This window comes from Delftia lacustris (genome assembly GCF_040267515.1).
Lineage (GTDB): Bacteria > Pseudomonadota > Gammaproteobacteria > Burkholderiales > Burkholderiaceae_C > Comamonas > Comamonas tsuruhatensis.
Genome location: NZ_CP141273.1, coordinates 245,502 through 269,649, shown reverse-complemented (window position 1 = coordinate 269,649; position 24,148 = coordinate 245,502). Strand labels below are relative to the sequence as shown.

Sequence of the window (24,148 nt, the reverse complement as noted above, 5' to 3'; positions counted from 1 at the left end):
ACCCAAGCAGATGCGACGAACCAACCAAGTCATGACCGCCCCGCCGCCGAGCAGCGGCGAGCTGAACGCCAAGGCTCTCACCGTTCTGCGCGCTGCGCGAAACGTCTTCCTGACCCATGGGTTCAGCGCGGCAACAACCGACATGATCCAGCGCGAGGCTGGCGTGTCCAAGTCCACGGTTTACGCGCACTACGCGAACAAGGAAGCACTCTTCACCGCGGTAATCGAAGCCGAATGTGCAGCGTTCACGAACACGGTGCAGGGCATCGAGTTCCGCCCGGGGAAGCTGCGAGAAACGTTGACCCTGTTGGCTCGGGCCTACTTGAACATCGTGCTGTCTCCGGGCGGGCTGGCTGTCTTCCGCGTCGTGATCGCCGAAGGCCCACGCTTTCCCCAGCTCGCACGGACGTTCTATCTGGCCGGCCCGCAGGTGATGACGACGATGGTGTCCGAACAACTGGCCAGAGCGGCAGCGTCCGGCGAAGTCGATCTTGGAGAAATTGGCCGTGACACTGCCGCGAGCCTGTTCATCAACTTGGTTCGCGGCGAACCCCAGCTTCAGTGCCTGACTCATCCGGATGCCGCACCTTCCTCGGCGCAGATTGACCAGTGGGCGAACGCAGCCGTGGTGACATTCATGCGTGCCTATGGTTGCGGTGAGGAAGCGCCCAGTAGACGCTCCCGATCATGATGCCGAATGGGGCAACCGGCACGGAGAAATCAGACGTTGCCCTTAGGGTGATGGCGCTTTCTACGGCCATCACGCGGCTTTTCACAGCAAGGAATCAAGTGCTGAATCGCGTGGCTGCTCCGTTTGGTTTGACCGCTGTGCAGGTGATGGCGCTACACCAGATGTCGGTCACTCCAGCATGTACGCCTAGCACTTTGGCTCGTAGCCTGGCAGTCGATTCTGCCTCGGTTACTAGGCTATTAGACCGTCTTGAGAATAAGGGCATGATCCAAAGAACGGCGCAAGAGCGTTTGGATCGCACGCATGACCGCAGAGTTATCGAAATTGTTCTGACTGAACGTGGAAACAACGCGATACGTGAGTTGAAATCACATTGGCACTGCGCGCTCTCGGAATTGACGGAGGTTTGCAAACAAAGCGAAATACATGAGTTAGCACTAGCTGATTGACAGCCCGCGCTGCCGCCCCATCTCCCACGACACGCCACCACCGCGCACCGTTGCGGCAATCTGCTGTCCCAGCCGTTGCTCGATCACGGGCTTCCACGGTACCAGGCTGAACCCCATGCCATCGTCCAGCATCGCGTAGCGTCCACTGGCGAGCATGACGCTGCGCCGGTAGATGCCGGCCACGCGCTGACCGTCGCCCACAGGCCGGTGTTCCAGGCCGGTTTCGGCCGCAATGCCCTTGGCGGCCTGCGCCAGCTCCCGATTGCGCAGCGTGCCCAGCAGGTTGCGCGCCAGGATCGCGCGCTGTCCGCGTCGCTCGGCCAGCCCCAGTTCGGCCAGGAAGTCGGCGCGTTGCTGCATCGCCTGCTTGGCGTCTGCGCCAAAGCCCAGGTCGCCCAGCCCCGAGCCGCCGCCGATCAGTTGCTGGTCGAGCCAGGTGGCACCTATCACGCGGGCCTGCCGCTCAATCGGCAGGTGCGATTTCAGCTCCACGGCCACACCGCCTAGGCGCTGCGCGTCGTACTGGCGGCCACGCTCGGGCAGATCGTCCGGCACTTTCCATAGCCCCTCGGCCACGCGCTCCACGATGCCCGCCCGGCGCAGGGCTTCCAGGCGCCGGACGTGGGCTGCTACGACTTCGTGCGGGTCGCGGCCCGGCACGGCCTGACCCTGCGCCACGGCCAAGTGATGGTCGGCACGGTAGAGGCCATCACTCGCCAGCGCGGCGATGTTCTTGTCGGCCGCGCGCACGTCGGCCGATCCCTTCACTTCCACCACGGCGCCGATCGGATAGTTCGCCAGCTCGTCGCGGGCGTTCAGCGCGACGTAGTGGGCCTTGCCGTCCACGCCGTCGATGACCAGATAGCCCCGGTCGCGCAGCTCGTCGGCCAGCCCCTTCGCGGCCACGCGGCCGATGATGGTTCGGCCGTCGTCGCTCGGCTCGAACACCGCCAGCTCGCGCGGCTCGCCGCGCATGGCCCGCTGTATGGTGCGGATGATGTCGCCACGCTCGCCCAGCGCGCGCAGAGTCTTTTCCGCGTCGGCATGGACGGCCCAGGTGCCCGGCTGCATCTCGTCGGCGAGGCCCATGCGCTGCAAGCGTTGCAGGCGACCGATCAACAGTAGGCGCTGGCGTTGCAGCCGCGGTTCGTTGAAGCGTCCGATCTGCACTCGGCCGTCCTCGCCGGCCTCGCGTTGCAGGGTGCGATCCAGGCTCGTCCATCGCTCTTGCGCCACCTCGCGCTGCAAGGTCTGCTGGATCTCCAGCTCGGTGCGTGGCCCCAGCCATTCGGTCGCCAGCTCGGCGGCGCGATGGCGAAAGCCGTGCGCGATGTAGTCGCCCGCGATGATGAGGTCTTTGCCGGTGTCGTCACGCCCGCGCACGATCAGGTGAGTGTGCGGGTTGTCGGTGTTCCAGTGATCCACCGCCACCCAATCCAGCCGCGTGCCCAGGTCGGCTTCCATGCGGCTCACCAGATGCCGGGTGTAGGTGCGCAGGTCGTCCAGTTCGGCGCCGTCCTCGGGCGAGACGATGAAGCGGAAATGGTGCCTGTCGTCGGCGCAGCGTTCCTTGAAAGCGTCGAGGTCGGCGTCGTCGGCCTGCGGCCCGTAGGCCCGGCCCGGCTCGCCATCGCGGCCGGCGCCGTCGCGCTCGATGTAGCGCAGGTGCTTGGCGAGCGATTGCGGGCTGGCGTTGCGCTGATTGACCAGCAGCGTCTTGATGGTCACGCGCCGCGACATGGGCGTGAGCTTCGCGCCCGCGAAGCGAGCCGCTGTGTGGCCGCGCCCGAGGCGCGAGCCTGGGCGCTGGCCAGCGCGTGCGCCGCTGCCGCTGGATGCGGGACGGCGCACCGAGGACTTGCCGCTGCTGGCTTTGCCCGCCTGCTTGAGCACCTTGGAGACGAAGCCCTGGCCCCGGTTCTTCGGGGCGCTGGGGCGGATGCGGAAATCGTCGTCGCGGCGGTCGCTCATGGCTGCGTTCCCTGTAAGCTCCGGCGTGTCCGGTCGTGCGAAGCACGCAGACATGCCCGCATCGGCGCGGGCTTCGCGCCCCAAGCGGCACGGCGGCGAAGCCGCTCCGTGCCGCGCCACCCCCATGTGCAGACAGGCTTTCGACGCGGCCCGGTGCCGCGTCCTTTTGTCTTGCCTTCCGCCTTTGCCCTTCGCTGTCGCTCCGGGCGTCGGCGGCCCGGCGGCGCTGTGCTGCTTGCAGCCAGCACGCCGGCGAACGCGCCAATGGCCGCAGGCCAGGCGCGTTCGAGGCAAGACGCCTGCACGCTGGACGGCTGCGCCGGATGTTGCGCGAAGCGCGGCGCGAATGCGCCCGCGCTGCACGCGCGACGACACGGCGGCGGCAGCCGGAACGGCATGCCCGATGGCACGATGAGAGGCACGGCAACGTGCAGTGAATCGGCGGCCATCATGGGCGTGTCTCCAGCCAGACCGGGTCCGCGACGCCGATCACGGCGGATGCGCTGACCGGGCCGAAATAACGGCTGTCGAACGATGCCGGATTGGTCACGCTCAACAGGAACAGTTCGCCGGGTTCGAGGCGGCGGCAAAGCTGCAAGGATGGCAGCGGCCGGCCCAGCCGGTCAGTAGGCAGCGCGGCGGCCGCAGGCACGCCGTCGATGCGTACCTGCCCGGCGACGATGCAAACGTGTTGCGGCGCGACTGCGCCCACACGTTTGAGCAGCGGAACGCGGGTCGGCAGGTAGCCGCGCTGCGCAGCCAGCATGGCGGCCCTGTCGGGCAGCGGCACCAGCACGATGCTGTCCACGGACAACGGACGTGGCAGCGAGGCGGTGCGCGGGTCGAACGGTTCGATGCGATACCAGCCGACCGCCACGCTGTCGGACGGGTTGTAGGTCAGACGCGGCAGCGGCGACACGAACACCGCCCAGGCCAGCGCAGCGAGGCCGACGGCAGCGAAGCCCGCCAGCACGATGCGAACGCGCAGGCGCGAGCGAGGATGCGGCGCGACTTCGTGCGTGCATGTGGTGTTGGATTGGGTCGTCATGGCAGCGCCCTTCCGGCCAGCCAGGCGGCGTGCCGCTCGGCGGTGTATTCGGGCAGCGCCAGGCGGGCCGCCAGACGGTTGCCCAGCGTGCGCCAGTACGCGGGTGACACGTCGATGGCGACGATGCCTTGCCCTTCGATGCCGTCGATGCGTTCCAGCACGGCCCGCACCGTGTTTTCGCCTTCGGCGTGCAGCAGCAGGCGTGCGCCCGGCCGCACACCGGGGATGCGCTGCATGTCGTCCAGCGGCGTGGCGGCTTGCATCACCATGAGTTGCCAGCGGATCGTGCCGTAGTCGTTTGCTTCCCAGCGCACGCGGCAGAACATTGCACGCGGCAGGAACACCGCGCAGCGCCGCCAGCGGTCGAGCTGGTGCGTGCGCGCAGGTTCGCCGAAGCGCAGGTAGAGCTTGAAGCGCGGTTCGATGTAGGCCAGTGCCACGCGCGTCAGCGGCGCCCTGGCAGGATGGCCGGAAGGAGCTGCGAGCGCAGCCGTAGCCGCGCCAGCGGCAGGCGAAGCGGATGCGGTCATGGGGTGTTCTCCCTGCGATGCTCGGGAAACTCCCGCTCCAGCAGGCCGCGCAGCAGATCGGCCACGGTCACGCCTTGCGTGAAGGCCGACACCTTGATGCGCGCGCGCAGCGCGGGCGTGATGTCGAGGGTCAGGCGGGCGGTGTAGAGGTCGCCCTTGCCCAGCGCATCGGCGTCGCCTTGGCGAATCCACGCCTCGGCTTGCGGATTCGCGGGCGGACGCGCGCCGATGCCGACGCGCTTTGCCGTGCGTCTGCTGTTCGGTGGCGGCTTCTCGGTCATGTCGGCCACCGCAGCAGTTCGTCCACCAGCGCGGTGATTTCACGCGCGGCGGCGCTGTCCGGCGCCGTCTCGCGTGCGAGCCGACCGGCGGCCACGCTGTCGGCGAAGACGATGCGCTGGCGAACCTCGGCGCGCAGCGCCGGCAGCGGTTGGTCGGCCAGCGACTGCCGCGCCTCGCGCCCGATGATCGTGGTGCTGACGCGCCGGTTGATGACGAAGGCCGCGCGCAGCGCAGGCCGGAACACCTGGGCCTCGCGGATCAGCGCCACCATCTCGGCGCTGGCCCGCAGGTCGTAGGGGCTGGGTTGCACGGGGATCAGCACGCGCTCGGCCGCCAGCAGCGCGGAGCGCGCCAGTGCCGCGATGCGTGGCGGGCCGTCGATGACGACGTGATCGGCCCGCCTGGCGAGTTCTGGTGCTTCCTGATGCAGCGTTTCGCGTGCCAGGCCCACGGCGCTGAACAACCTTGGCAAACCCTGCTGGCTTCTGCGCTGTGTCCAGTCCAGCGATGAACCCTGCGGGTCGGCGTCCAGCAGGACGACGTGCTGGCCGCGCATCGCCAGCTCGCCGGCGATGTGTGTGGCGAGCGTGGTCTTGCCCACGCCGCCTTTCTGGTTGAGCAGAGCGACGATCATGGCGCGGCCCTCCCTCTTGGAAAGCCTTGCCTTGATTGGCCTGCAAAACCTGTCGGCTGCCGGCTGGTATTGCCTGCCGTTTGTGGCCGCGTGGTGGTTGTCCACCGCAGCGGCGTTTCCCTACTAAAAGTTAGAGAATTTAAGTTAGGGAAGTTAGAGGGGCGCGAAACCCAATGCTGGCGCGGGTTTGCGGCCGATCGGCACGCCTGATAGCACGATAGTCCCACGCCTGATAGCACGATACCCCGCACGCCTGATAGCACGACACCATTCACAAGTTTTCCCGGAGTTATCCCCGTGCCGTCTGCGGCACGGGCCGGAACGTCAGCAACTCCATGCCGTTGTCGGGCATCCGCTCGATGCCCAGGACATAGCCGGGCAGCGACTGCCGCGCGACCAGCGCGCGCAGGTCGCAGGCGAAGTCGTAAGGCTTGGCGGTGCTGCCGGATTTCTGGTGCAGGTAGCGAAAGTCGAACTGCCAGCCGTATGCCTGCTTGCCGCCGTGCTTGCGCACCAGGCGGTACAGCCAACGCTCGATGCCGCCGGTGAGCCGGAAGTACGCCGGGTCGATGGTCAGCACCAGCGCAGCATCCAACACCCCCGCGTAAAACCAGTCCGGCAGGATCAGCTCGATGCCCAGCGGCGTGCCGCTGGCATCGGCCAGTTCCTTCCATTCGTTGATCCACGAGAAACGGTGCAGGCGCCGCCCGGTCGTCTCGCGGATGGACGTGGCCACCGTGGTCGATTGCAGGCGATCCAGCGCGGCCTTGAGGCGCTGGTAGTCGCGCAGCGACTTGCCGCGCCCGATGAAGCGCAGAATCTCGTAGGGCGTGGCCTGCATCAGCCGCGACGGCCGCAGGCCCGCGTCCTTCGCTTCCACGATCTGCGAGGCCGCCCATATCAGCACGTCCGCATCCCAAATCGTGGCGATGCCGTGCTCCTGCGTGCCTTCCACGCGGATCGTGACGTTGCCCGCGCGGAAGTCGATGGGCTTGACCCGCTTGGACTTGCCGAGCGAGAAGAACGGATAGGCCATCAAATCCTGGCTGTCGCGCGGCGCCATGTCGCCGGGCAAGGCGCGGAACAGGTCGAGTTGTTCGCGCTCCTGCAACGGCCGCTGCCGGGACGGCAGCGCGGTGCTGGACATGGCGATGGCCTGCCGCGCGCCGCCGATCAGCGCGCACGGCTGTCGGCCGAGTGGTGCTCGGCGTATTCGGGATCGGAAGTCGTCTCGAAGCTGCGGTCGGCAGCCCAGGCATCGAGGTCGGCCACGGCGTACATGACGCGCCGGCCGAACTTGCGAAAGCGCGGGCCGCCGCCGATCACGCGCTGCTTTTCCAGCGTGCGCGGCGACAAGCGCAGGTACTCGGCGGCTTCGTCGTTGGTGAGATAGCGTTGGGGCTGCGCGGCAGCGGTCGAGACAGTGGCGGCAGGCCGCAAGGGAGCGGGACGCATGGTGTGAACCTCCATCGGTTGAAAGCGCCCGGCCACACAGCGCGACCGGATGGAGGCAGTCTCAAGAAGCGAGGGGTTTTAGATCAGGGCCGTTTTGCATCCACATCAAAACGACCCTTCTCAAGCGGCGGAAGCTGTGCTAACCGGCGGTAGCCGCCGCGCATCAACGCATCGCCGCGATGCACCAGGCGGCGCACCTTGGAGCGCAGCCCGCCATCGCTGTACCAATCGGCTGCGGCATCTACGCCGAACAGTCCTTCCGCGACTTCACGCAAGGACGCGCCCGCCAGGGTCGCGTCGAGCGCCTGCAAGCTGTGCAGTTCCAGCAGCGCGGTAGGTGTCGGCCTGGGCTTGGCCGCCGCCAGTGCCGCTTGGAGCGCATGACCGCGCGTAGGCGCGGCAGCCTCGCCGCGGTGGGCATAGGCCACGGCCATGCCGTCTTCCAGGCCGGGCGCGAGCGCGAAGCGCAGGCAATGACCTGGGCTGCGCGCGATCAGCGCCAGCCCTTTGCCGTCATGGAGCAGTTGCTTGTGACCGGGGATGCGCCAGAACGCGAAGGTCGCCGCATCCTGTGGCGGATCGGCATCGGGGTAGAGCTTCACCACGGCGGCATGGCCGGGCAGCCAGGCCGGATGCGCGTCGCGCGCATCGAGCGCCGGGTCTTCCAGTAGGCGCAAACCCCAGCGATGCGCTGTGTCTGGCCCGCGATGACGGCGAAGCCAGTCGAGCCGGTAGTCGGGATGCCTGCGCAAATACTCCCAAGCGAGCGCGAGCGCATCCAGCCAAAAGACATACAGGTATGCGGCAGTCGGATACCAATACGCGAGGTGATGAGGATTGACCATGACGCCTCCTCCTGCGAACAGGACTCGCCGCCACGGAAGAACTACGCGCTACATCGCCATCGTCAGAGCGTCATGGGTTAAAAAGGCGAATGGGGTTGTCAAGACCGATTGGCTCCGATGCGTTGCGATATTCGTCTCAATGATGCGGCGGCAGCGCCCCGAACTTGGAGTGCTGCACAGGCCAGCCTGCCGCAGCCCGCGCTGGGCATCATGTCTATTTGGATCAGACTGGTGGGGCTACGCCGCAAGAATGCTGATTAAGACCTGCCCGGTATGACGCCAGACTGAAAAAGTCACAGTCGGCCGTATTCAGTCCGGGATCGCGCCGTCGCGCTCGGCCAGCCGGGTGTATTCCGACAGCGTGCGTGTGGGGCGGAAATAGCGGTCGCGCAGCACGGGCTGCTGGCGCGGCCCGACGATGCCGGCCAGCTCGGACAGCTTGACGGTTCCCTGCGCCGGCATCCCGATTCCCAGGTCGATGAGACCCCAGGCGGTATCGCCATCGGCGGGATCGAGTGCGGCCAGCAGCCAGGTCACATGCGCGTCCGGCGTGAACAGCCGCACCACGGGCACCGGGTCGATGGCCCGGCCAGCGGCGCGGGCCTCGCCGTTGGCGAGCAGTTGCGCGCGCTCCGGGACGGTGGCGAGTGGCTGGGGCATGGTCGGCAATCCCACAAATCCAATGATGCACGGATGCGGTTTCACGTTGAAGCGCAGAACCGCCAAACCGGATTTACGCCTTCGTGCGCAAGCACGGATGCGCTTGCGTGGCTTTGCTGGAACCCGCCGATGCGGATTTCCGTAAAGGCACAAAAACGTAGAACACCAAATGAACACTATAGATTGTAGCCCTATAGAGCGCAATGGGCTGTCATCTTGGTTTTTCGAGGGAAACCATAGGTGGCGGCTGGGAACTCATTGGCGAAGGCATTGAAGACAGTTAGAAAGGCGCGTGGCTTGAGCCAGGAAGCCTTCTCTGACGTGTCCAGTCGCACCTATATGAGCACCCTCGAACGCGACCTTAAAAGCCCGACCCTGCATAAGCTGGCCGAGCTGTGCGAGGTGATGGAGATCCACCCGCTCACGCTGCTGACTCTGGCCTACGCTGGCGACAGCTCGCACAAGGCCGACGAGCTCCTGGCGCAGGTGCGCCAGGAGCTGGAGGCGGTGTTGAAGGAACGCGACGCGGCGAAGCCGCGCGCGTGACGTGGTGATGTGCTGCGAACAGCAGCACAGCGCCCCGCCGCGATGGGCGGGGCGCTGCGGCGGTCACGCCGCCTTGGGCTTGCTGCGCGACCAGATCAGGTCGTGCGTACCGTCCTCGTCCTCGTTCTCGATCAGGCGGGCATAGACCGTCGCCGGGAACGAAGGATCGTCGAGGGATACGGACACGTAGGGCCGCCCGGCTTCGCTGGTCTTCTTCCACGCCGCGCCGATGTCGTGGCCGGCCGCCTGAAGGCGGAAGTCCGGGGCGTTCTCGGTGTCGCCCTTGTCGTTGGGAACCAGCTTGACCTTGACGTTGAGCGTCAGGGTGCGAAGCGTGCCGGTGAAGCCGTCTTTGTCTGCGGTGAAGGTGCCGATGTTGGCCATGATGTTTCTCCTTTCGGTTGAACAAGGTTCGCGCCCATCGCGTCCTTGTTGTGATCCGGCCGGCGGGGGACGGGCTGGCTGCACCGCTTGCGGTCGCAACGCAGTGGAGAACCGGAAGGCGAAAAGAATTTGTCCCGCGAGGAATGCGCGCAGCGCAGGGGAAATTGTTTTCGCCGGACGGTTGCAGCCATAAGCCCGAGGCGCAGCCGCGCCCCCACCAGGATTCACAACGAGACAAGGACGCCTTGGGCCGAACCGCTCCGAAAGGAGATGGGGCCGACTCGGCATCCCCGCATGAAGGCTTCTCCGGCTCGCCCACTGACGCGGGCCAGGTCAACCACCCGACGACAAGCGAGAACGCCCCCGCCGCACCTTGCGGCGCCGCTCTTGAGGCGTGGCGTTGAAGCTCCATAGCGATGCCGGGCGGGTTGTCCGTGAACCGTCCTTCGTGACGTGATGGGCAGGAACCGCCAGCGTTGAGGACGGCACGCACCTGCACAACCTGCCGCAGCAAGCGCCAGCGTGTTCGCCAGCGCCCCGCCCATCGGGGCGGGGCGCTGGCCGGGCCGATCCGGCGCAGCCGATTCGGCCGCATCGAGGGGCGCCAAGCATCGCGCGGCGGGGATAGCCCGCAGGACTTTCCCCTGGAGGCAAGCGAAGCGCGCAGCGCCGCAGACGCGAAGGCGTGAGGGATTGAAGCCGAATGGCCGTGACGGCAAAGGCGGCACGGGGCGCAGCCCGAAAGCCCGGCGGCGCAGTGCGCCGACACGCCCAGGCCGTTCTATATTTTCAGGAAGCAATCGAAGACAAGCCCATGACCCTCCAGCTCCGACACGAAACCCCGGACGACATTGCCGCCATCGAGGCCGTGACCATCGCCGCGTTCGCTGATGCACCACACACCAGCCACACCGAGCAATTCATCGTGCGCGCCTTGCGTGCCGCCAACGAACTGACGCTTTCCATCGTGGCCGAAGAATATGGGCGCGTCGTCGATCACGTCGCGCTGTCGCCAGTAACGATCACCCATGAGCACGGGCGAAAGACCGAGGGCTGGTATGGGTTGGGGCCGATCTCCGTCCTGCCGCCAAGGCAGGGGCAAGGCATCGGTTCGCGCCTGATGGAACAGGCGCTGTCTGAACTGCGGGCTATGCAGGCCGCAGGCTGCGTGCTGCTGGGCGATCCAACGTACTACACGCGCTTTGGCTTCCAGGCCCATGCGGGCTTGCAACTGCCGGGCGTGCCGCCCGGCTATTTCATGGCGCTGGCCCTGCATGGGACAGTGCCGGAAGGCATCGCGCACTACAGCGATGCCTTCAACGCCGCCGCCTGAGCCAGCGCGAAGGCGGCGGCGTTCTAATTCGGCTATTGAACACCGGGCGCGGCGACTGTCGCACCCGGATTTCGCGTCCACCGCGCCCAGGGCGGAACGGCCTGGGCGCGGTGCTGATCGCGGTTATTCCTTCGTCTCGATGCGCCACCACACAAAGCGAAGCGCCCCGGTCGAGGCCGGGGCGCTTGCCTTCGGCGCGGGTCAAGCGGCCAGTGCCTCGGCGGGGTCATCCGCCATTGCCTCGGTATCCTCCGGGGCATCCTGCTCCGGGCCTTCTTCCTGCGCGGCCTCCTGCGGGCCTTCGGCCTTGAAGATGGCGGGCATCCAGCCGGTGCCATCGGCCAGCCGCTCGGCCTCGCTGGCAATGTCGGCCTTCTTGAGCTTCGCCAGCCGGGTGACGGATTCCGGTGCAAACGCGCCCACGGCATCCAGAATCACGGCCTTGGAAACGTGCTTGAAGTAGCCTTCTGCGGTCGGCTTCCACCATGCGGCCATGTCGAGGCCCACGGCCTGCGCCAGTTCCTTGCCGGGCTGGTGCGGCGTGGCACGGGGCGTCACCACGTCCACCGTGGAAGCCACGCACACGGCCAGCAGCCGCACCAGTTCGTCTTGCGACTTCGCCAGCAGCGCGGCGAACAGTTCGGCGCCGTCCTCCGGCAAGGCTTCACCGGCTACCTGTTGCAGTTCGCGCAGCGCCACGGCGGCAGGCGATTCCGGCCAGTCCGGGGCCATGCCTTCCAGCCGGTCTTGCGCCGTGAGGCGCACGCCCAGCGGCAGGTCGTGGCCGTAGTGGCTTTCCTGCAAGACGGTCTGCACCATGCCATGCACCAGCGCGGCCAGCGCGACGTGCGGATGCCGTGCGACTTCGATTTGCAGCGCCGCCGTGCGGTGGGCGCTCAACCGCTGCGCGAGCCGGTCGGACAGGCTCGCGGCCTTGGGCGCGTCGTCGGTGTCCTCGTGCTCGTCGTCGGCGGCTTCGCCTTCGGCACTGCCGAAACCGCGCCGCAGCTTTTCCAGCGTGCGCAGCGCCTTGGCCTCGGCTTCGCGCAGCAAGCCGCGATGAATGACGGCCTCGCCGTTGCGGTCGATGGTGACGATGGCACCGGCCACCTCGCGCACCTCGGGGGCATAGCCTTGCAAGGCGTCCTCCGCGTCTTGCAGTTCGCCGACCACCTGATCGCGCCGCTGTTCCAGTTTCTCGGCCTTGGCCTCGTCCTCGGCGTCGCAGGCTTCTTCCAGTTCGGCGTCGATCTTGTCGAGGCGGGTTTGCAGCGAGGCAATGCGGCGGGCCTCGCGGGTGGTCGGCTCGCGGCGATGGCGCGGGGCATTCTGGAAAGCCTGCCGTTCCTCGTAGGCCAGATGCGGCACGGCCTCCACCCATGCCCAGCCCTCGGCGCGCACGTCCTCGGCCAGCGTTGCCAGCTTGTCGCGTACCAGCGTTTCCAGCACTGCGGTATCGGTGAGGTAGGTTCCGGCATCGCCTTCCGCGAACAGGTCGCGGCGGATGCCGCCGCCTGCCTGCCGGTAGGCGTCCAGCCCGACGAAGCGCACCAGCGCGTGCGCAGCGTCGATTTCGCGCTCGGTCAGGCGCTCGCGCAGCTTGGACGGGCTGCGCTGCCATTCCGGCGCACCATAGAACGCGGCTTCCTGCGCGGCGTGGTCGTCGGTGATGGTCAAGGCCATCAACTGTTCCAGCGTGACGCCTCCGGCCCGGTAATCGGCCATGAGGCGCGGCGAGACGTTCGCCAGCTTCAAGCGGCGCTGTACCACCAGCGGGGACACGCCGAAGTCGGCGGCAATGTCCTCGATGGGGCGTCCTTCCTTGACCAGCGCGGCGAAGGCCGCGAACTGGTCGGCGGGGTGCATGTTCTCGCGCTGCACGTTCTCGGCGAGGCTCACGGTACGGGCCGAAGCATCCGCCACTAGCAGGCACGGCACTTCGTAGTCGGCGGCGATGCGCTTCTTCTTTGCCAGCAGCTTCAAGGCGGTCAGGCGGCGGTCGCCTGCGACGACTTCGTATTGCTCGCCATCGGCGGCGAGGATGACGATCAGGTTTTGCAGCAGGCCGATGCGGGCAATGCTCGCGGCCAGTTCGGGGATGGACTGGCGTGGGGTCGTGCGGACGTTGCGCTTGGAGCGGCGCGGCAGCAACTGCGAGAGGGGAACCAAGATCAGGTTCTTGGTCGGGTCGGCCACTTCCAGCGGCGCGGCGGCTTCGATGGCGACGGCTTCGGTTTTGAGTATGGCGTTCATGGTGATAACTCCTATCGGTTCAGGGATGCAGCAGCGAGAGAAGCGGCAAGGGCTGCTGCCTGCCCCTGCCGGGTTGGGAAGCAAGGGGGATTCAGGCTTTCAACTGGCGCAGGCCATCGGCCATCGGCCAGCAGCCGCAGGGCGCGGTTCAGGCGCACGCTCTGGTCGATGCCCTGCACGGGCCGGGTGGTCTGGCGGCGGCCATTCGCGGCGCGGGCGGACAGGCCGCCTTTGGTCAAGTTCTCCTGCGTGCGGTTGAACACGCTCCACAGGTCGCGGCGGTCGTCGTCGTGGCGGCGCGGCATCAGGATTTGCGATTCCGTGATGGGCGCGGGCCTGTCCTCGTCGTACTTCAACGCCAGCGCAGCGCGGGCGAACACTTCCGATTCCCCGGCGTCCAGCGTGATGGCGCGCATGGCATCGCGCGATTCCTGCGCCCGGTCGAAGCCGTGCAGGACTTCGTAAGCGCCTTCGATGACGTGCCCGGCTACGTCGCCCTTGTGCGGCACGCGCACGTCGGCCACGGTGTCGCCGCAGACAAGGCCATTGCTGCAAACGAAGCGGAACATCCCGGCCAGCATCTGATAGCTGCTGGTGCCGTCATGGGAGTTCAGCAGGATGATTTCGTTGGCCTCGCGGCCGTTGATCTGGCTCGCGTGGCGCAGCCGGATCATGTGCTTGGTGTAGTCGCGGCGGTCGTCGTGGCGCACGCGGGTTTGCGTCACCATGAAAGGCTCGAAGCCTTCCCCGCGCAGTTCTTGCAGCACAGTCGCGGTGGGGATGTAGCTGTACCGCTCGGAGCGGCTTTCGTGCGGTGCCTCGGCGAAGATCGACGGGGCCACGGCCCGGATTTGGTCATCGGACAAGGGACGTTCCGAACGCAGCACCGGGGAGCGGGAAGCGAAGCGGGATGCGAGTTGCATGGCATTTCTCCTGACAAAGAAAAAAGGGTTTGCTGTTCACCGCACACCGGATTCCTAGATTCGGAAGCCCAGCCTTTCGGCTGTTCGGTGCGGTCGGCACGAGGAACCCGGTTGGCCCTGTTGCCACCGTCTTTCCTGAGTTCATCGCCCGCGACGGTCAGGAGCGCGCGGACGGGGGCCGTCAAGGAGACAAGCGCAGGGTTGGTGCGGCCCGCAGGCGAAGCCGAGGACACGGCCCTGCGCGCCTTGACGGCACACGGCCGCGGGCTACAGTCGCGGACAAGGTGATGAAGTCAGGGAAGACGGCTGGACATGGCAACGGCCATCCCTGTGTGCCGACCGCACGCAAGCGAAGCGCGCAGGCCCGGATCTGGAATCCGGGCCGGAGGCGTCAGCCGAGCGGAGCGAGGGAACGATGGAAGCCCGTCAGGGGCGAGACGCCGCAGGCGGCTCGATGCGCCACGCGCACGACAGCGCGACCGGCCATGTTTCTTGGCCGGGGACGCACAGCCTTCAATGCTTGATGCACAAGCTCATGCGCCCGTCATCGGGAAACAGGTTCGACAGCGACTGCCGTGGTCTGGCCGATCCGGCGCAGCCGGTTCGGCGGTCTTTGAGGGGCGCCAAGCATCGCGCGGCGGGGATAGCCCGCAGGGCTTTCCCCTGGAGGCAAGCGAAGCGCGCAGCGCACCAGGCGCGAAGGTATCGGCAACGAGCGCAGCAGAAAAAAGGTGCGCCGCCCCCGCAGGGACGACGCACCGAAGGCAGCGCGGCGCGATCAGTTCGCCGCCGGCGCCGCCATCGACTGCAACTGGTCGATCACGCCAGGCTCAACGAACACGCAAGCCTGCTCGTCCGCGATCGGCACGTTGAACACCTGCGCGAACACCGTGCGTCGCAGATGGGCCAGGCGGCCCGTGCGATATGCCTGCTCGGGCTTCATGCGCCCGCCGGCCTGCGAGCCGCTGCGCTGCGGATCGCATTCGACCAGCGCGACAAAGCCGTCGTCGGACAGTTTCTGATGCTCGGGGCAAAGCCCCCAGCCGGTTGCCGTATGGCGCTCCATGCTCGCGCGCAGGCGCTTGTCCAACAGGACGGCGCCGGTATCGAACGCCGTGCCGCAAACGAGGCAAACATGCTGTTCGAGGGAAATGTGTGATTTGTCGTTCATGACGATCTCCGGTTGCACGGGCGGAATTGCCCGGAACCGTCGCCAGCACGGCGTAGCGCAGCAGTCAGGGGTCGGAGACGGCCACGGGCCGCAAGCGTGCTGGCACGCGCCGCCCTTGACGGCGAGAACGCCGTGATACGGTGAAGGGACACAGCAAGACCGCCCCCTCACACCACCCCACGCATGCGGGGTTTCCGGTAAGCGGAGCGCGCAGGCCCGGGAGGGCCGGAGGCGTCAGGGGTCAAAGCCGAATGGCCGCGATTCGGCACGAAGCGCAGCCCGCCAGCCCGCCAGCCCGCCGACGGAACGCCGTGACGCCCGACAGGGGGCTCGGCATGGGCTGTAGGCTGCCGTCGCTCTTTCACTGCACAGTAAAAATTGCCATTCGGCTGAATTTTCGGTAGAGTTCGCATATTTACTGAACAGTGAACAAGGCTCCACGCCGCATGTTTGAGTCCACCCTGACTGAACGAGAGTTGATCGCGCGCTTGGTTGACGCCCTGCGGGAGCTACCCGAGGTAGAGGCCGACCTCGCCCAGGAGCCAGCCGCCCAGCACAGCGATCGCGGGTACGACGCCCAGGTCGATTTGCACGTTGCTGGGAAGCCCTTCGTCCTGTTGCTTGAAGCCAAGAAGGTCGTCTTTCCGCGAGATGTCCGCCAAGTAATCTGGCAACTCCGGGCGGCGAGCCACGGGAGGCCCACCGGGCAGCGGGAGAACCCCTTGCCACTCCTCGTCGCCGAGTCCATCTCCCCCGGCGCGAAGGAACTGCTCAGAAGCGAGCGCGTCGGCTACTACGACAGCGGCGGCAGCCTGTACCTACCCGCCCCCGGTGCGTACCTCTATATCGACAAGCCGCCCCCCAAAGCCCTGGCGAAGTCGGTGCGGACGCTGTTCACCGGGCGACGTGCCCAGGTGCTTCACGCCCTGCTGGTGCGGCATCAGAAGTGGTTCGGCGTCACCGAGTTGGCACAGCAGGCGACGGTGTCGCCCGCCACCGCCTCCCAAGTGCTGACCGAACTGGAGCGCTTCGACTGGCTGGTAGCGCGTGGGCAAGGCCCGGGGAAGGAGCGCCACCTTCGCGAGCCGGCGGCCTTGCTGGACGCATGGGCCAAGCAGCTCGCCACCATCCGTCCGTCACCTGTGCGGCGGTACTACGTGCCGGGCACGAAGGCAGACACGCTGGCGACGCGAATCGGCCAGGTCTTCGACGCGCACGAGGTCCAGTACGCGATCAGCCACGAAGCCGCCGCGCAGCGCTATGCGCCGTTCATTTCTCATGTCTCCCAAGTGCGGGTGCGCGTGCTGATCGGCGCGAACGCCGATGCCGCGATCGGTGACCTGGACGCGCGTGTCGTCAATGAGGGCGCCAATTTGGGGGTCATCGAAGCCAAGTCGTCAGGCGAACTGCTGTTTCGCGAGCAGATCGACGGCCTATGGCTGGCGAGCCCAATTCAGATCTATCTCGACCTGCTGCGTGGCGAAGGCCGCTCCAAGGAAATGGCCGAGCACTTCCGCAAAGAAAGGATCGGCTTCTGATGGCCAAGCCCGCAACGCTCGACGGCTACAGCGACCAGTACACCGTGGACTGCGAACGTGTCCTCGTGACGCTGCTGCGCGGTCTCGGACCGTGGAAGGATTCGGTCTACCTGGTCGGCGGGCTCACGCCGCGGTATCTCGTCGCCGCACGGCCACCCGCGGTGCCGGCGCACGCCGGCACGCTGGATGTGGACATCGTGATCGATTTGCAAATCCTGGCCGACACCGAGGCCTATCACACGCTGGAGGACAACCTCAAGAAGATGGGCTTCGAGCGTGCCGAGAACGAAGCCGGGAAGAAGCTCTCGTGGCGTTGGCAGACCCGCACCGAGCATGGTGCGCTGATGGTGCTGGAACTGCTGGCGGATGCGCCGGACCTCGTTGGCGGCAAGGTACAACCGCTGCCGACCGAAGGGACGATCTCGGCCCTGAACATCCCGCACTCGTCCATCGTCTTCGACCTGTACCAAGTCACCGAGATCCAGGCCGAACTGCTGGGCGGCAACGGCATCGCCACCGAGAAGATCAAGCACGCCAATCTCGTCAGCTTCACCTGCTTGAAGTCCTTCGCGTTCGATCAGCGCTTCGAGCGCAAGGACGCGCACGACCTGGTCTATTGCATCGAGCACGCGCCCGAGGGCATGGCCGCCGTGGCCGAAGCCTTCCGCAACGAGCGGCGCGGCAAGCACGGTGCCGTCATCGAGGCCTCGCTGGTGATCCTGCGCAGCCGTTTCACGGGCGACGAGAAAACCGAGGGCTATCGCAAGGATGGCCCCGTATCGGTCGCCAGGTTCGAGCTCGGTGAAAGCGACGAGCCAGATCTGCGCGAAGCACGGGCACTGCGGCAGCGGCAGGCCAGTGACGTGATAGAGCAACTGCTGGCCAGGATCGATCAAGGGTCAGCGACATGAGCTTTCCCGCTGACATCAAAGGCTGTATGAAGGACTGCATCCTGTCCCTGTTCTGGCCACGCAAGGATATCGTGGGCTTCTTCGAGAAGCACGGATGCACGAAGGCGGAGATCGCGCCTTTGCAGCTCGAGGGCGAGCATGCGCTCAAGCGGCATGAAGTGGTCGATGCTCTGTTCTCCGCACTCGCAGCACGTTCTGACAACGGCCTTGGCCCGTTCCGGGCGATGCTGCAATCGCTACTGAGCTGGTCGCATTTCGACCCGTACTACTTCGACAAGCTACGCAAGCTGGACCGCAACACAGCCAACAAGAATCTGGAGCATCTCCGCCAACTGCAGGAAATTCGAGACGCCAAGATCAAGGCCGATCGCGAGCGCAGAGCTGCACAGGAGGCAGCTCGCCAGCAACCCACGGCGTCGCTCGATCAACTGCGCGCCGAATACCTCGATCTCCTCGCCGACAAGACCTCACGGCAGCAGCGCGGGTACGCGCTGGAACGGATCTTGGCCGAGTTGTCACGCCTCTCTCATCTGGAGGCCACCGAGGCTTTCCGCGTAAACGGAGAGCAGGTCGATGGCGCAGTGAAGTTCGACGGGGAACACTATCTGATTGAAGCGAAGTGGCAGGAACGGTCTGCAAGCAACGAGCCCGTCTACCAGTTTGCCGGCAAAGTGGCGGGCAAACTATACGGACGCGGCCTGTTCATTTCAGTGAATGGCTTTAGTTCAGAGGTTATTCGCAGCCTCGTAATGGGCAAGGAAATTCAAACGCTATTCATCGACGGCGAGGATCTGATCTTGGTACTGGAAGGGCACCTGAGTTTGCGGGAGATGATCGATCGCAAAGTCAAGGCGGCACAAACCAAAGGGCTCATCTACGTCCATCCCATATCCGGTGCCGAGAAGAAGCTCTGAGATGCAGGCGATCGCTATGTCACCCAAGAACCTGTCAAAGATCCACTGGAATCAAGAATGAGCAGCCTCGCCTCCAGCTATAGGGGCTATGCCGATCTAGCCAAAGCCCAAGCCGAAGGTGAGGACTACAGAGTGCTTGTGCGTCCGGTCGCGGCGTCGTCGATCGCTGTCATTGCGCCACATGGAGGAAGGATCGAGCAGTACACGTCGGACATCGCCTGCGGCGTTGCTGGAGGAGACTTCAATCTCTACTCCTTTGAAGGAATTAGGCAGTCCGGCAACTATTCAACGTTGCATCTGACAAGCCATCGGTTCGACGAGCCGCGTTGTTTGGAACTCCTGTCCAAGTGCGATTACGTCGTTGCGATTCACGGATGCGGCGGCGATGATCAACGAGTTCTTCTCGGCGGGCTTGATGGACCTTTGAAGCTGGCGATCAGAGAAGCGATGCATGGGATCGGAGTCGATGCCCAAAGCGAGGATCACCCGTTTCCCGCCACAGACCCGAAGAACATTTGCAATCGGGGACGACGCGGCATCGGTGTGCAGCTCGAACTGACAATAGGACTCAGGCTGCACGGACCACGCGACGCGATATGCAAGGCGATCCGCTCGGTGCTGATGGCGTTGCCGAACGCGGACCGAGGAAGAGGACAAGGGAAATGATCCTGACCGACAACGAAACCAAAGTCGACCTGCTGAACAACGAGGCCATCGCTGCCACGATCGTCGGGCTGCTTCGTGCCAAGCCCGATCATCCGGTGACGATCGGCGTGCACGGCGACTGGGGGGCGGGCAAGTCCAGCGTGCTCGAAATGATCGAGGCGGGCTTTGCAGACAAGAACGATGTCCTGTGCCTCAAATTCAATGGGTGGCGTTTTCAAGGCTTTGAGGACGCGAAGATAGCTCTGATCGAAGGGATCGTCACGGGCCTGGTCGAGAAACGACCAGCGTTGAACAAGGCGGCTGTGGCCGTCAAGGATGTCTTCCGCCGCATCGACTGGCTGAAGGTCGCCAAGAGAGCCGGTGGTTTGGCCTTGACCGCCTTCACGGGAATCCCGACGCCCGAGCAAATCGGAGCCGTCGTCGGCTCGCTCGAAGCGCTGGTGGCAGACCCCGCCAAGCTCGTGACAAAAGAGAACATCTCGACGGCCATCGATGAGGCCAAGGCCCTGCTGAAGCCGGACGAGTCCAAGAATGTGCCGGAGGAAGTGGAGGCGTTCCGCAAGGCGTTCGACCAGCTCTTGAAAGACGCAGGCATCAAGCAGCTCGTTGTCCTGATCGATGACCTCGACCGTTGCCTGCCCGACACCGCCATTGAAACGCTCGAAGCCATCCGGCTGTTCGTGTTCACGGCGCGGACGGCGTTCGTCGTCGCGGCCGACGAGGCGATGATCGAGTACGCGGTGCGCAAACACTTCCCCGATCTGCCCGACAGCACCGGCCCGCGCGACTACGCCCGCAACTATCTCGAAAAGCTCATCCAGGTTCCGTTCCGCATCCCGGCTTTGGGAGAGGCCGAGACGCGGATCTACGTCACGCTGTTGCTAACCGGCGCCGAGATCGGCGAGAACGACGCAGACTATGGGAAGCTGATCGCCGTCGCTAGGGAAAAGCTGAAGCGGCCTTGGACCAGCGGCGGTCTGGACGTAGCGACTGTCAAGGCGACACTCGGCAAGCAGGCCGAGAAGGCGAACAATGCGCTTGCGCTCAGCGACCAGATCGGTCCCATCCTGGCCAGTGGTACGAAGGGCAACCCGAGACAGATCAAGCGCTTTCTCAACACGCTGTTGTTGCGCGAGCGCACCGCGATCGCACGCGGTTTCGGCGACGACATCAAGCTCCCCGTGCTTGCGAAGCTCATGCTCGCGGAGCGCTTCATCCCGAGGTTGTTCGAGCAGATCGCGTTCGTTGCGGCGGTCCATCCGCAAGGGCTGTGCGAAGACCTGGAAGCGCTGGAAACGGGTTTGGCGACGGCTGGTGACAAAGAGAGTGAGCCCAAGGGACATAAGACCAGCGAGCCCCCGCCCGCACCCGACAGCGCCGTGTTGACCGAGTGGAAGTCGCTGGAGACGGTGCGCGACTGGGCGCACCTTTCGCCGAAGCTGTCGGGGCTCGATCTGCGCCCCTACCTGTTCGTGACAAAGGACAAGAAGGACTACTTCGGCCCGGTGTCTGTGTTGGGTCACTTGGCTGGCGTGGTGGAGAAGCTGTTCGGGGGCAAGATGACCGTCCAAGGCTACGACGCCGAGTTGAAGCAGCTCGTGCAGCCCGAAGCCGAGAAGGTGTTTGAGGCCGTGCGCAGCAAGATCATGAGCACGGGAGCCTTCGACACCAGGCCGGCGGGTGTCGAAGGCCTCGTTGTCCTCGTAAAGGCCCAGCCCGGCCTTCAGACCCGCTTGATGGATTTCCTGGAGGCACTGCCAAGCGGCAAGTGCGGGCCTTGGGCGGTCAGCGGCTGGCAGGGTGTCATCAAAGACACCGAATGTGCCACGCGCCTGACGAAGCTGCTGGGAGACTGGGGCAAGGTCACCAACAACCCCGGCCTCAAGGCAAGCGCCGAAGCAGTGCTCAGGGATCTGAAGGGAGGCCGTTGATGGGAACCTCGACAGCTTACGGCGGCCCTGGCGGCGGAACACCGCTTGTTCCTTCATGGCTGGGCGACGCCGGTGGCGGTGACGCTCCTGCTGCCCCTCCGGGCAATGGGGCAGGTCCGGACGGCCAGGCGCCCGCGGATGGTACTGCGCCACCGGTGCCGCCGAACCGCCCGCCCATTCCCCGGACTGCGGACCCGCAACGCTTCGCCGGTGCTCGCTCTAACCTCACACGATTCGCGGGCTCCGGCGGTAGCGACCGGGCCAGCCTGGGCCGCGCCGTCTCAAGGTACGTCTCGACGTCCGCCGGGGGCGCGCGCCAGGCTGCCCAACGCATGGGCGCCTCTCGGGGTTCCGGCGCGCGGCTCCTCGGCTTCCTGACCGATGCGCAAACGCGGGGTGTGCGCGAGGCGTTGCGAGCGCTGGACCTGGAATCGTTGGCGGGTCGCCCGATCACCGAAATTTTCGTGGGCCTGGCCGACTACATCTGTCCGGGCGCGGGAACGGTTGACGAAGGCATCGCCCGCGAGGCCTACATCGAAACCATCGTTGAACTGGCGAGTGAAGGTCTCACCGACCTTGCCACGTTCACCCCGGATCAGATGCAGACGGTTTTCGAGCTGTATGCCACCCATGCGATCGAGGCGCGCATCTGCAACGACATCGGCACCAAGGCCGTGACCATGCCAGCGGACGCGCAGGCTGCACACCGCGTCGAGCAGCAGTTGCGCGACTTCATCCGAGGCGGGGTAAGCGACGCGGTCACTCGTGCCAGGGCAGAGACACCCAATCTCACGCCCGAACGAATTCAGGGCTTCGTGGACGCAGTGTACGAGTCCGCATTCGCGATCTTGCAGACCTTGGGTGATGCGGAGGCCAATCAATGAAGCGGCAACTCCTGGCTGGCCGTTTCGGCCCTGACGACCACGTTGATGTAACGGTAGGCGCCGATGAGCAGCGAACCTACCTGCAATTGGTCATCGGCGAAAAGTCCTTGGACCACGGTCTCGGTGGCGCGCTCACCAGCCTGAAGAAGATCGGCGTATTCCCCTCGGAGATCGGCATCGACCTGCTGGTGCTGGCAGCTCATGTCCATGCGGCCGACACACGCATCTCTCGTGCCGAGCAGTCACAGGATTCGTGGACGCGCGAAATACGGCTGGTTGTTCCAGTCAGCGATCCAGCTCGCTGGAGCGCAGCAGCACCGACGCTGAAGAAGTCGCTTGACTTCTTGACAGGCGATCGCTGGACGATTGGCTTCAGAGCACGTCCGGCTCGCTTCGCGACGATCGCCCAGACAGTTCCTCCGAGCCTGATCGCTCTCCCCTTTGATTCCGTCAGCCTGTTTTCCGGAGGACTGGACAGCCTGATTGGCGCCATCGACCTGTTGGAGGATGGTGCCACGCCGTTACTGATCAGTCACTTTGGTGAAGGTTCAATCAGCGACGCGCAAGGCAAATTGTTCACGGGTTTGAGAAAGCAGTATGTCAAGTCGTCTTTCGAGCGGCTGCGTGTCGGCATGACCTTCAAGAAAGGTTTGGTGGCCGACGTTGGCTCGGAAGACAGCACGCGCGGCAGGTCGTTCCTGTTCTTCGCACTCGGCGTGTTCGCGGGCACTGGGCTGGGGCACCGCTTTGTACTGCGCGTACCCGAGAATGGTCTGATCGCTCTGAATGTGCCATTGGACCCTTTGCGGCTGGGCTCGAACAGCACTCGAACTACGCATCCTTACTACATGGCAAGGTGGAACGACCTACTCGGCGAACTCGGCATCAACGGCGAAGTTCAGAATCCGTACTGGGACAAGACGAAGGGCGAGATGGCCGCAGCCTGCCGCAACCCGGCCCTCTTGAAGAAGCTGGCGCCAGATTCGTTGTCGTGCTCGTCCCCCGCCAAAGCCCGATGGCTAGGGCATGGCATCGAGCACTGCGGCTACTGTCTGCCATGTCTGATCCGCCGCGCAGCGTTGGAGGCAGCATGGGGTACGGGAAGCGATCCGACGACGTACACCGTATCCGACCTTCACGCCCAGCCGTTGGATACGCGCCAAGCGACCGGAGTACAGGTCAGGTCGTTTCAGTACGCGATCGAGCGCTTGAGGGAAAAACCGCAGCTCGCAAACCTCTTGATTCACAAACCGGGCTCGCTTGCTGAAGAAGCCGAGCATCTGGATGAGCTTGCCGATGTCTATCGGCGCGGCCTTGGCGAAGTTGCGCGGCTCATTGATGGCACCGAGGCGAAACCGAGTTGACGAGGATGCGTGCATGATCTCTTCAACCGGCCTCGTGGACTTCCACTGCCACCTCGATCTCTACCCGGACCATGCCGTGGCAGTTCGGGACGCGGAGGCGGCCGGCGTGTTCACGCTGGCGGTGACGACAACACCGCGCGCCTGGCCTCGCAATCACGAACTCGCGCAGCGAACGAAGCATGTTCGAGCGGCACTGGGGCTGCATCCGCAGTTGGTCGCGGAGCGTGAAAACGAAATCGAATTGTGGGATCGATACCTTGCGGAGACGCGCTACATCGGTGAGGTCGGATTGGACGCCGGCCCCCGGTTCTTCAAGTCACTCGATGCGCAGAAGCGCGTATTCCAGCATGTGTTGCAGCGCTGCGCTCAGGCCGGTGGGAAAGTGATCACGGTCCACAGCATCAGGTCAGCCAAGGCGGTGCTTGATCTTGTCGAGACGCATCTGCCACCCGAGCGCGGCAAGATCGTTCTTCATTGGTTCACCGGGACAAAGAGCGAGGCGAAGCGTGCGCTGGAGTTGGGCTGCTACTTCTCGATCAACGCAGGAATGCTTGGCAATGAGAAACACGCGCCAATGATGCAGACCATCCCGCTGGATCGGATGCTGACGGAAACCGACGGTCCCTTCACTCGCGCCGGCGACAGACCCTCGCAGCCGGCCGATGTGGCGGGCGTAGTGGAGTCGCTGGGCCGTTTGCATGGGCTGCCTGCGACCAATGTGGCCAACCTCGTTCGCGACAACCTACGCGCTTTGCTCGGATAGTT

The 24,148-nt window shown here is 65.3% G+C and carries 26 protein-coding genes; 13 read left to right on the top strand and 13 right to left on the bottom strand.

The features are described from left to right. Positions 1 to 31: 31 nt before the first annotated feature. Positions 32 to 691: a TetR/AcrR family transcriptional regulator gene (locus U6958_RS01320; protein ID WP_074921864.1), complete on the top strand. Its 660-nt coding sequence runs from the start codon at positions 32 to 34 to the stop codon at positions 689 to 691. Beyond that, positions 688 to 1,140, top strand: coding sequence for a MarR family winged helix-turn-helix transcriptional regulator (locus tag U6958_RS01315; protein WP_202904314.1), 453 nt, complete (start codon positions 688 to 690; stop codon positions 1,138 to 1,140). Before U6958_RS01320 ends, U6958_RS01315 begins: the two co-directional genes overlap by 4 nt. Here the strand turns inward: U6958_RS01315 and U6958_RS01310 are convergent. The 5 genes from U6958_RS01310 to parA all read right to left on the bottom strand — a co-directional run bounded on the left by U6958_RS01310 (position 1,129) and on the right by parA (position 5,605). Continuing rightward, entirely contained in the window at positions 1,129 to 3,111 is a 1,983-nt protein-coding gene (locus tag U6958_RS01310) for a relaxase/mobilization nuclease and DUF3363 domain-containing protein (RefSeq protein WP_035481257.1), read from the bottom strand. The genes U6958_RS01315 and U6958_RS01310 overlap by 12 nt on opposite strands. 448 nt (positions 3,112 to 3,559) lie before the next feature. Further along, positions 3,560 to 4,159: a S26 family signal peptidase gene (locus U6958_RS01305; RefSeq protein WP_034008077.1), complete on the bottom strand. Its 600-nt coding sequence runs from the start codon at positions 4,157 to 4,159 to the stop codon at positions 3,560 to 3,562. Then, the gene (locus tag U6958_RS01300) at positions 4,156 to 4,689 is read right to left on the bottom strand and encodes a DUF2840 domain-containing protein (RefSeq protein ID WP_034008076.1); all 534 of its coding nucleotides are present in this window, start codon (positions 4,687 to 4,689) and stop codon (positions 4,156 to 4,158) included. Before U6958_RS01300 ends, U6958_RS01305 begins: the two co-directional genes overlap by 4 nt. Beyond that, complete coding sequence (locus U6958_RS01295) at positions 4,686 to 4,970, bottom strand: hypothetical protein (RefSeq protein ID WP_034008121.1); 285 nt, start codon at positions 4,968 to 4,970, stop codon at positions 4,686 to 4,688. Before U6958_RS01295 ends, U6958_RS01300 begins: the two co-directional genes overlap by 4 nt. Then, on the bottom strand, positions 4,967 to 5,605 hold the full coding sequence (gene parA, locus U6958_RS01290) for a ParA family partition ATPase (protein ID WP_034008074.1): 639 nt from the start codon (positions 5,603 to 5,605) through the stop codon (positions 4,967 to 4,969). The genes U6958_RS01295 and parA overlap by 4 nt, the downstream gene beginning before the upstream one ends. Here parA and U6958_RS01285 point away from each other — a divergent pair. Continuing rightward, complete coding sequence (locus tag U6958_RS01285) at positions 5,604 to 5,732, top strand: hypothetical protein (RefSeq protein ID WP_256380743.1); 129 nt, start codon at positions 5,604 to 5,606, stop codon at positions 5,730 to 5,732. The genes parA and U6958_RS01285 overlap by 2 nt on opposite strands. Positions 5,733 to 5,894: 162 nt before the next feature. On the opposite strand, the gene U6958_RS01280 is transcribed toward U6958_RS01285, so the two are convergent. From U6958_RS01280 to U6958_RS01265, 4 genes are all read right to left on the bottom strand, one after another. Then, positions 5,895 to 6,752, bottom strand: coding sequence for a replication initiator protein A (locus tag U6958_RS01280; RefSeq protein WP_035479500.1), 858 nt, complete (start codon positions 6,750 to 6,752; stop codon positions 5,895 to 5,897). A 26-nt stretch (positions 6,753 to 6,778) separates the two neighbouring features. Then, the gene (locus tag U6958_RS01275) at positions 6,779 to 7,060 is read right to left on the bottom strand and encodes an AlpA family transcriptional regulator (protein ID WP_003107109.1); all 282 of its coding nucleotides are present in this window, start codon (positions 7,058 to 7,060) and stop codon (positions 6,779 to 6,781) included. An 83-nt stretch (positions 7,061 to 7,143) separates the two neighbouring features. Beyond that, positions 7,144 to 7,905 carry a DUF2285 domain-containing protein gene (locus U6958_RS01270; protein ID WP_034008072.1) on the bottom strand — a complete coding sequence of 254 codons (762 nt, stop codon included), beginning with the start codon at positions 7,903 to 7,905 and terminating at the stop codon, positions 7,144 to 7,146. A 309-nt stretch (positions 7,906 to 8,214) separates the two neighbouring features. Next, a complete protein-coding gene (locus tag U6958_RS01265; RefSeq protein WP_034008069.1) occupies positions 8,215 to 8,565 on the bottom strand; it encodes a DUF2958 domain-containing protein in 351 nt (116 codons plus the stop codon). 240 nt (positions 8,566 to 8,805) lie between these two features. Here U6958_RS01265 and U6958_RS01260 point away from each other — a divergent pair, with 240 nt between their 5' ends. After that, positions 8,806 to 9,111: a helix-turn-helix domain-containing protein gene (locus tag U6958_RS01260; RefSeq protein WP_034008067.1), complete on the top strand. Its 306-nt coding sequence runs from the start codon at positions 8,806 to 8,808 to the stop codon at positions 9,109 to 9,111. 63 nt (positions 9,112 to 9,174) lie between these two features. Here the strand turns inward: U6958_RS01260 and U6958_RS01255 are convergent, their stop codons facing one another. Beyond that, complete coding sequence (locus U6958_RS01255; RefSeq protein WP_034008064.1) at positions 9,175 to 9,495, bottom strand: DUF736 domain-containing protein; 321 nt, start codon at positions 9,493 to 9,495, stop codon at positions 9,175 to 9,177. A gap of 814 nt (positions 9,496 to 10,309) precedes the next feature. Here U6958_RS01255 and U6958_RS01250 point away from each other — a divergent pair. Continuing rightward, positions 10,310 to 10,828 (top strand): GNAT family N-acetyltransferase, encoded by a 519-nt coding sequence (locus tag U6958_RS01250; RefSeq protein ID WP_035479616.1) that lies wholly within the window; start codon positions 10,310 to 10,312, stop codon positions 10,826 to 10,828. Positions 10,829 to 11,029: 201 nt separating this feature from the next. Here U6958_RS01250 and U6958_RS01245 read toward each other — a convergent pair whose 3' ends face one another. The 3 genes from U6958_RS01245 to U6958_RS01235 form a co-directional block, all read right to left on the bottom strand. Beyond that, the gene (locus U6958_RS01245) at positions 11,030 to 13,081 is read right to left on the bottom strand and encodes a ParB/RepB/Spo0J family partition protein (protein WP_052814406.1); all 2,052 of its coding nucleotides are present in this window, start codon (positions 13,079 to 13,081) and stop codon (positions 11,030 to 11,032) included. Positions 13,082 to 13,092: 11 nt separating this feature from the next. Continuing rightward, positions 13,093 to 14,004, bottom strand: coding sequence for a DUF932 domain-containing protein (locus U6958_RS01240; protein ID WP_109864693.1), 912 nt, complete (start codon positions 14,002 to 14,004; stop codon positions 13,093 to 13,095). Between the two features lie 778 nt (positions 14,005 to 14,782). Further along, a complete protein-coding gene (locus U6958_RS01235) occupies positions 14,783 to 15,175 on the bottom strand; it encodes a hypothetical protein (protein ID WP_035483964.1) in 393 nt (130 codons plus the stop codon). A 446-nt stretch (positions 15,176 to 15,621) separates the two neighbouring features. Here U6958_RS01235 and U6958_RS01230 point away from each other — a divergent pair, with 446 nt between their 5' ends. The 8 genes from U6958_RS01230 to qatD are packed head-to-tail and all read left to right on the top strand — an operon-like array spanning position 15,622 to position 24,146. Continuing rightward, positions 15,622 to 16,713 carry a hypothetical protein gene (locus tag U6958_RS01230; protein ID WP_035483961.1) on the top strand — a complete coding sequence of 364 codons (1,092 nt, stop codon included), beginning with the start codon at positions 15,622 to 15,624 and terminating at the stop codon, positions 16,711 to 16,713. Further along, on the top strand, positions 16,713 to 17,624 hold the full coding sequence (locus U6958_RS01225; protein ID WP_035483958.1) for a nucleotidyl transferase AbiEii/AbiGii toxin family protein: 912 nt from the start codon (positions 16,713 to 16,715) through the stop codon (positions 17,622 to 17,624). The genes U6958_RS01230 and U6958_RS01225 overlap by 1 nt, the downstream gene beginning before the upstream one ends. Next, positions 17,621 to 18,538, top strand: coding sequence for a restriction endonuclease (locus U6958_RS01220; RefSeq protein WP_035483956.1), 918 nt, complete (start codon positions 17,621 to 17,623; stop codon positions 18,536 to 18,538). Before U6958_RS01225 ends, U6958_RS01220 begins: the two co-directional genes overlap by 4 nt. A gap of 57 nt (positions 18,539 to 18,595) precedes the next feature. After that, entirely contained in the window at positions 18,596 to 19,204 is a 609-nt protein-coding gene (locus tag U6958_RS01215; RefSeq protein ID WP_051224672.1) for a poly-gamma-glutamate hydrolase family protein, read from the top strand. Continuing rightward, the gene (gene qatA / locus U6958_RS01210; protein WP_035483953.1) at positions 19,201 to 21,135 is read left to right on the top strand and encodes a Qat anti-phage system ATPase QatA; all 1,935 of its coding nucleotides are present in this window, start codon (positions 19,201 to 19,203) and stop codon (positions 21,133 to 21,135) included. Before U6958_RS01215 ends, qatA begins: the two co-directional genes overlap by 4 nt. Then, positions 21,135 to 22,019: a Qat anti-phage system associated protein QatB gene (gene qatB, locus U6958_RS01205; protein ID WP_035483950.1), complete on the top strand. Its 885-nt coding sequence runs from the start codon at positions 21,135 to 21,137 to the stop codon at positions 22,017 to 22,019. The genes qatA and qatB overlap by 1 nt, the downstream gene beginning before the upstream one ends. Continuing rightward, a complete protein-coding gene (gene qatC, locus U6958_RS01200) occupies positions 22,016 to 23,383 on the top strand; it encodes a Qat anti-phage system QueC-like protein QatC (protein WP_035483948.1) in 1,368 nt (455 codons plus the stop codon). Before qatB ends, qatC begins: the two co-directional genes overlap by 4 nt. 13 nt (positions 23,384 to 23,396) lie before the next feature. Further along, a complete protein-coding gene (gene qatD / locus U6958_RS01195) occupies positions 23,397 to 24,146 on the top strand; it encodes a Qat anti-phage system TatD family nuclease QatD (protein ID WP_035483945.1) in 750 nt (249 codons plus the stop codon). Positions 24,147 to 24,148: the final 2 nt, after the last annotated feature.

What these genes read in the sequence shown, in the direction of transcription:
- qatC (WP_035483948.1), top strand. Translation starts at nt 22,016, where the DNA reads ATGAAGCGGCAACTCCTGGCTGGCCGTTTCGGCCCTGACGACCACGTT.
- U6958_RS01315 (WP_202904314.1), top strand. Translation starts at nt 688, where the DNA reads ATGATGCCGAATGGGGCAACCGGCACGGAGAAATCAGACGTTGCCCTT.
- U6958_RS01225 (WP_035483958.1), top strand. Translation starts at nt 16,713, where the DNA reads ATGGCCAAGCCCGCAACGCTCGACGGCTACAGCGACCAGTACACCGTG.
- parA (WP_034008074.1), bottom strand. Translation starts at nt 5,605, where the DNA reads ATGATCGTCGCTCTGCTCAACCAGAAAGGCGGCGTGGGCAAGACCACG.
- U6958_RS01230 (WP_035483961.1), top strand. Translation starts at nt 15,622, where the DNA reads ATGTTTGAGTCCACCCTGACTGAACGAGAGTTGATCGCGCGCTTGGTT.
- U6958_RS01310 (WP_035481257.1), bottom strand. Translation starts at nt 3,111, where the DNA reads ATGAGCGACCGCCGCGACGACGATTTCCGCATCCGCCCCAGCGCCCCG.
- U6958_RS01270 (WP_034008072.1), bottom strand. Translation starts at nt 7,905, where the DNA reads ATGGTCAATCCTCATCACCTCGCGTATTGGTATCCGACTGCCGCATAC.
- U6958_RS01275 (WP_003107109.1), bottom strand. Translation starts at nt 7,060, where the DNA reads ATGCGTCCCGCTCCCTTGCGGCCTGCCGCCACTGTCTCGACCGCTGCC.
- U6958_RS01295 (WP_034008121.1), bottom strand. Translation starts at nt 4,970, where the DNA reads ATGACCGAGAAGCCGCCACCGAACAGCAGACGCACGGCAAAGCGCGTC.
- U6958_RS01285 (WP_256380743.1), top strand. Translation starts at nt 5,604, where the DNA reads ATGGCGCGGCCCTCCCTCTTGGAAAGCCTTGCCTTGATTGGCCTGCAA.
- U6958_RS01305 (WP_034008077.1), bottom strand. Translation starts at nt 4,159, where the DNA reads ATGACGACCCAATCCAACACCACATGCACGCACGAAGTCGCGCCGCAT.
- U6958_RS01320 (WP_074921864.1), top strand. Translation starts at nt 32, where the DNA reads ATGACCGCCCCGCCGCCGAGCAGCGGCGAGCTGAACGCCAAGGCTCTC.
- qatD (WP_035483945.1), top strand. Translation starts at nt 23,397, where the DNA reads ATGATCTCTTCAACCGGCCTCGTGGACTTCCACTGCCACCTCGATCTC.
- U6958_RS01215 (WP_051224672.1), top strand. Translation starts at nt 18,596, where the DNA reads ATGAGCAGCCTCGCCTCCAGCTATAGGGGCTATGCCGATCTAGCCAAA.
- U6958_RS01250 (WP_035479616.1), top strand. Translation starts at nt 10,310, where the DNA reads ATGACCCTCCAGCTCCGACACGAAACCCCGGACGACATTGCCGCCATC.
- U6958_RS01255 (WP_034008064.1), bottom strand. Translation starts at nt 9,495, where the DNA reads ATGGCCAACATCGGCACCTTCACCGCAGACAAAGACGGCTTCACCGGC.
- qatA (WP_035483953.1), top strand. Translation starts at nt 19,201, where the DNA reads ATGATCCTGACCGACAACGAAACCAAAGTCGACCTGCTGAACAACGAG.
- U6958_RS01300 (WP_034008076.1), bottom strand. Translation starts at nt 4,689, where the DNA reads ATGACCGCATCCGCTTCGCCTGCCGCTGGCGCGGCTACGGCTGCGCTC.
- U6958_RS01240 (WP_109864693.1), bottom strand. Translation starts at nt 14,004, where the DNA reads ATGCAACTCGCATCCCGCTTCGCTTCCCGCTCCCCGGTGCTGCGTTCG.
- U6958_RS01245 (WP_052814406.1), bottom strand. Translation starts at nt 13,081, where the DNA reads ATGAACGCCATACTCAAAACCGAAGCCGTCGCCATCGAAGCCGCCGCG.
- U6958_RS01235 (WP_035483964.1), bottom strand. Translation starts at nt 15,175, where the DNA reads ATGAACGACAAATCACACATTTCCCTCGAACAGCATGTTTGCCTCGTT.
- U6958_RS01265 (WP_034008069.1), bottom strand. Translation starts at nt 8,565, where the DNA reads ATGCCCCAGCCACTCGCCACCGTCCCGGAGCGCGCGCAACTGCTCGCC.
- U6958_RS01280 (WP_035479500.1), bottom strand. Translation starts at nt 6,752, where the DNA reads ATGTCCAGCACCGCGCTGCCGTCCCGGCAGCGGCCGTTGCAGGAGCGC.
- U6958_RS01220 (WP_035483956.1), top strand. Translation starts at nt 17,621, where the DNA reads ATGAGCTTTCCCGCTGACATCAAAGGCTGTATGAAGGACTGCATCCTG.
- qatB (WP_035483950.1), top strand. Translation starts at nt 21,135, where the DNA reads ATGGGAACCTCGACAGCTTACGGCGGCCCTGGCGGCGGAACACCGCTT.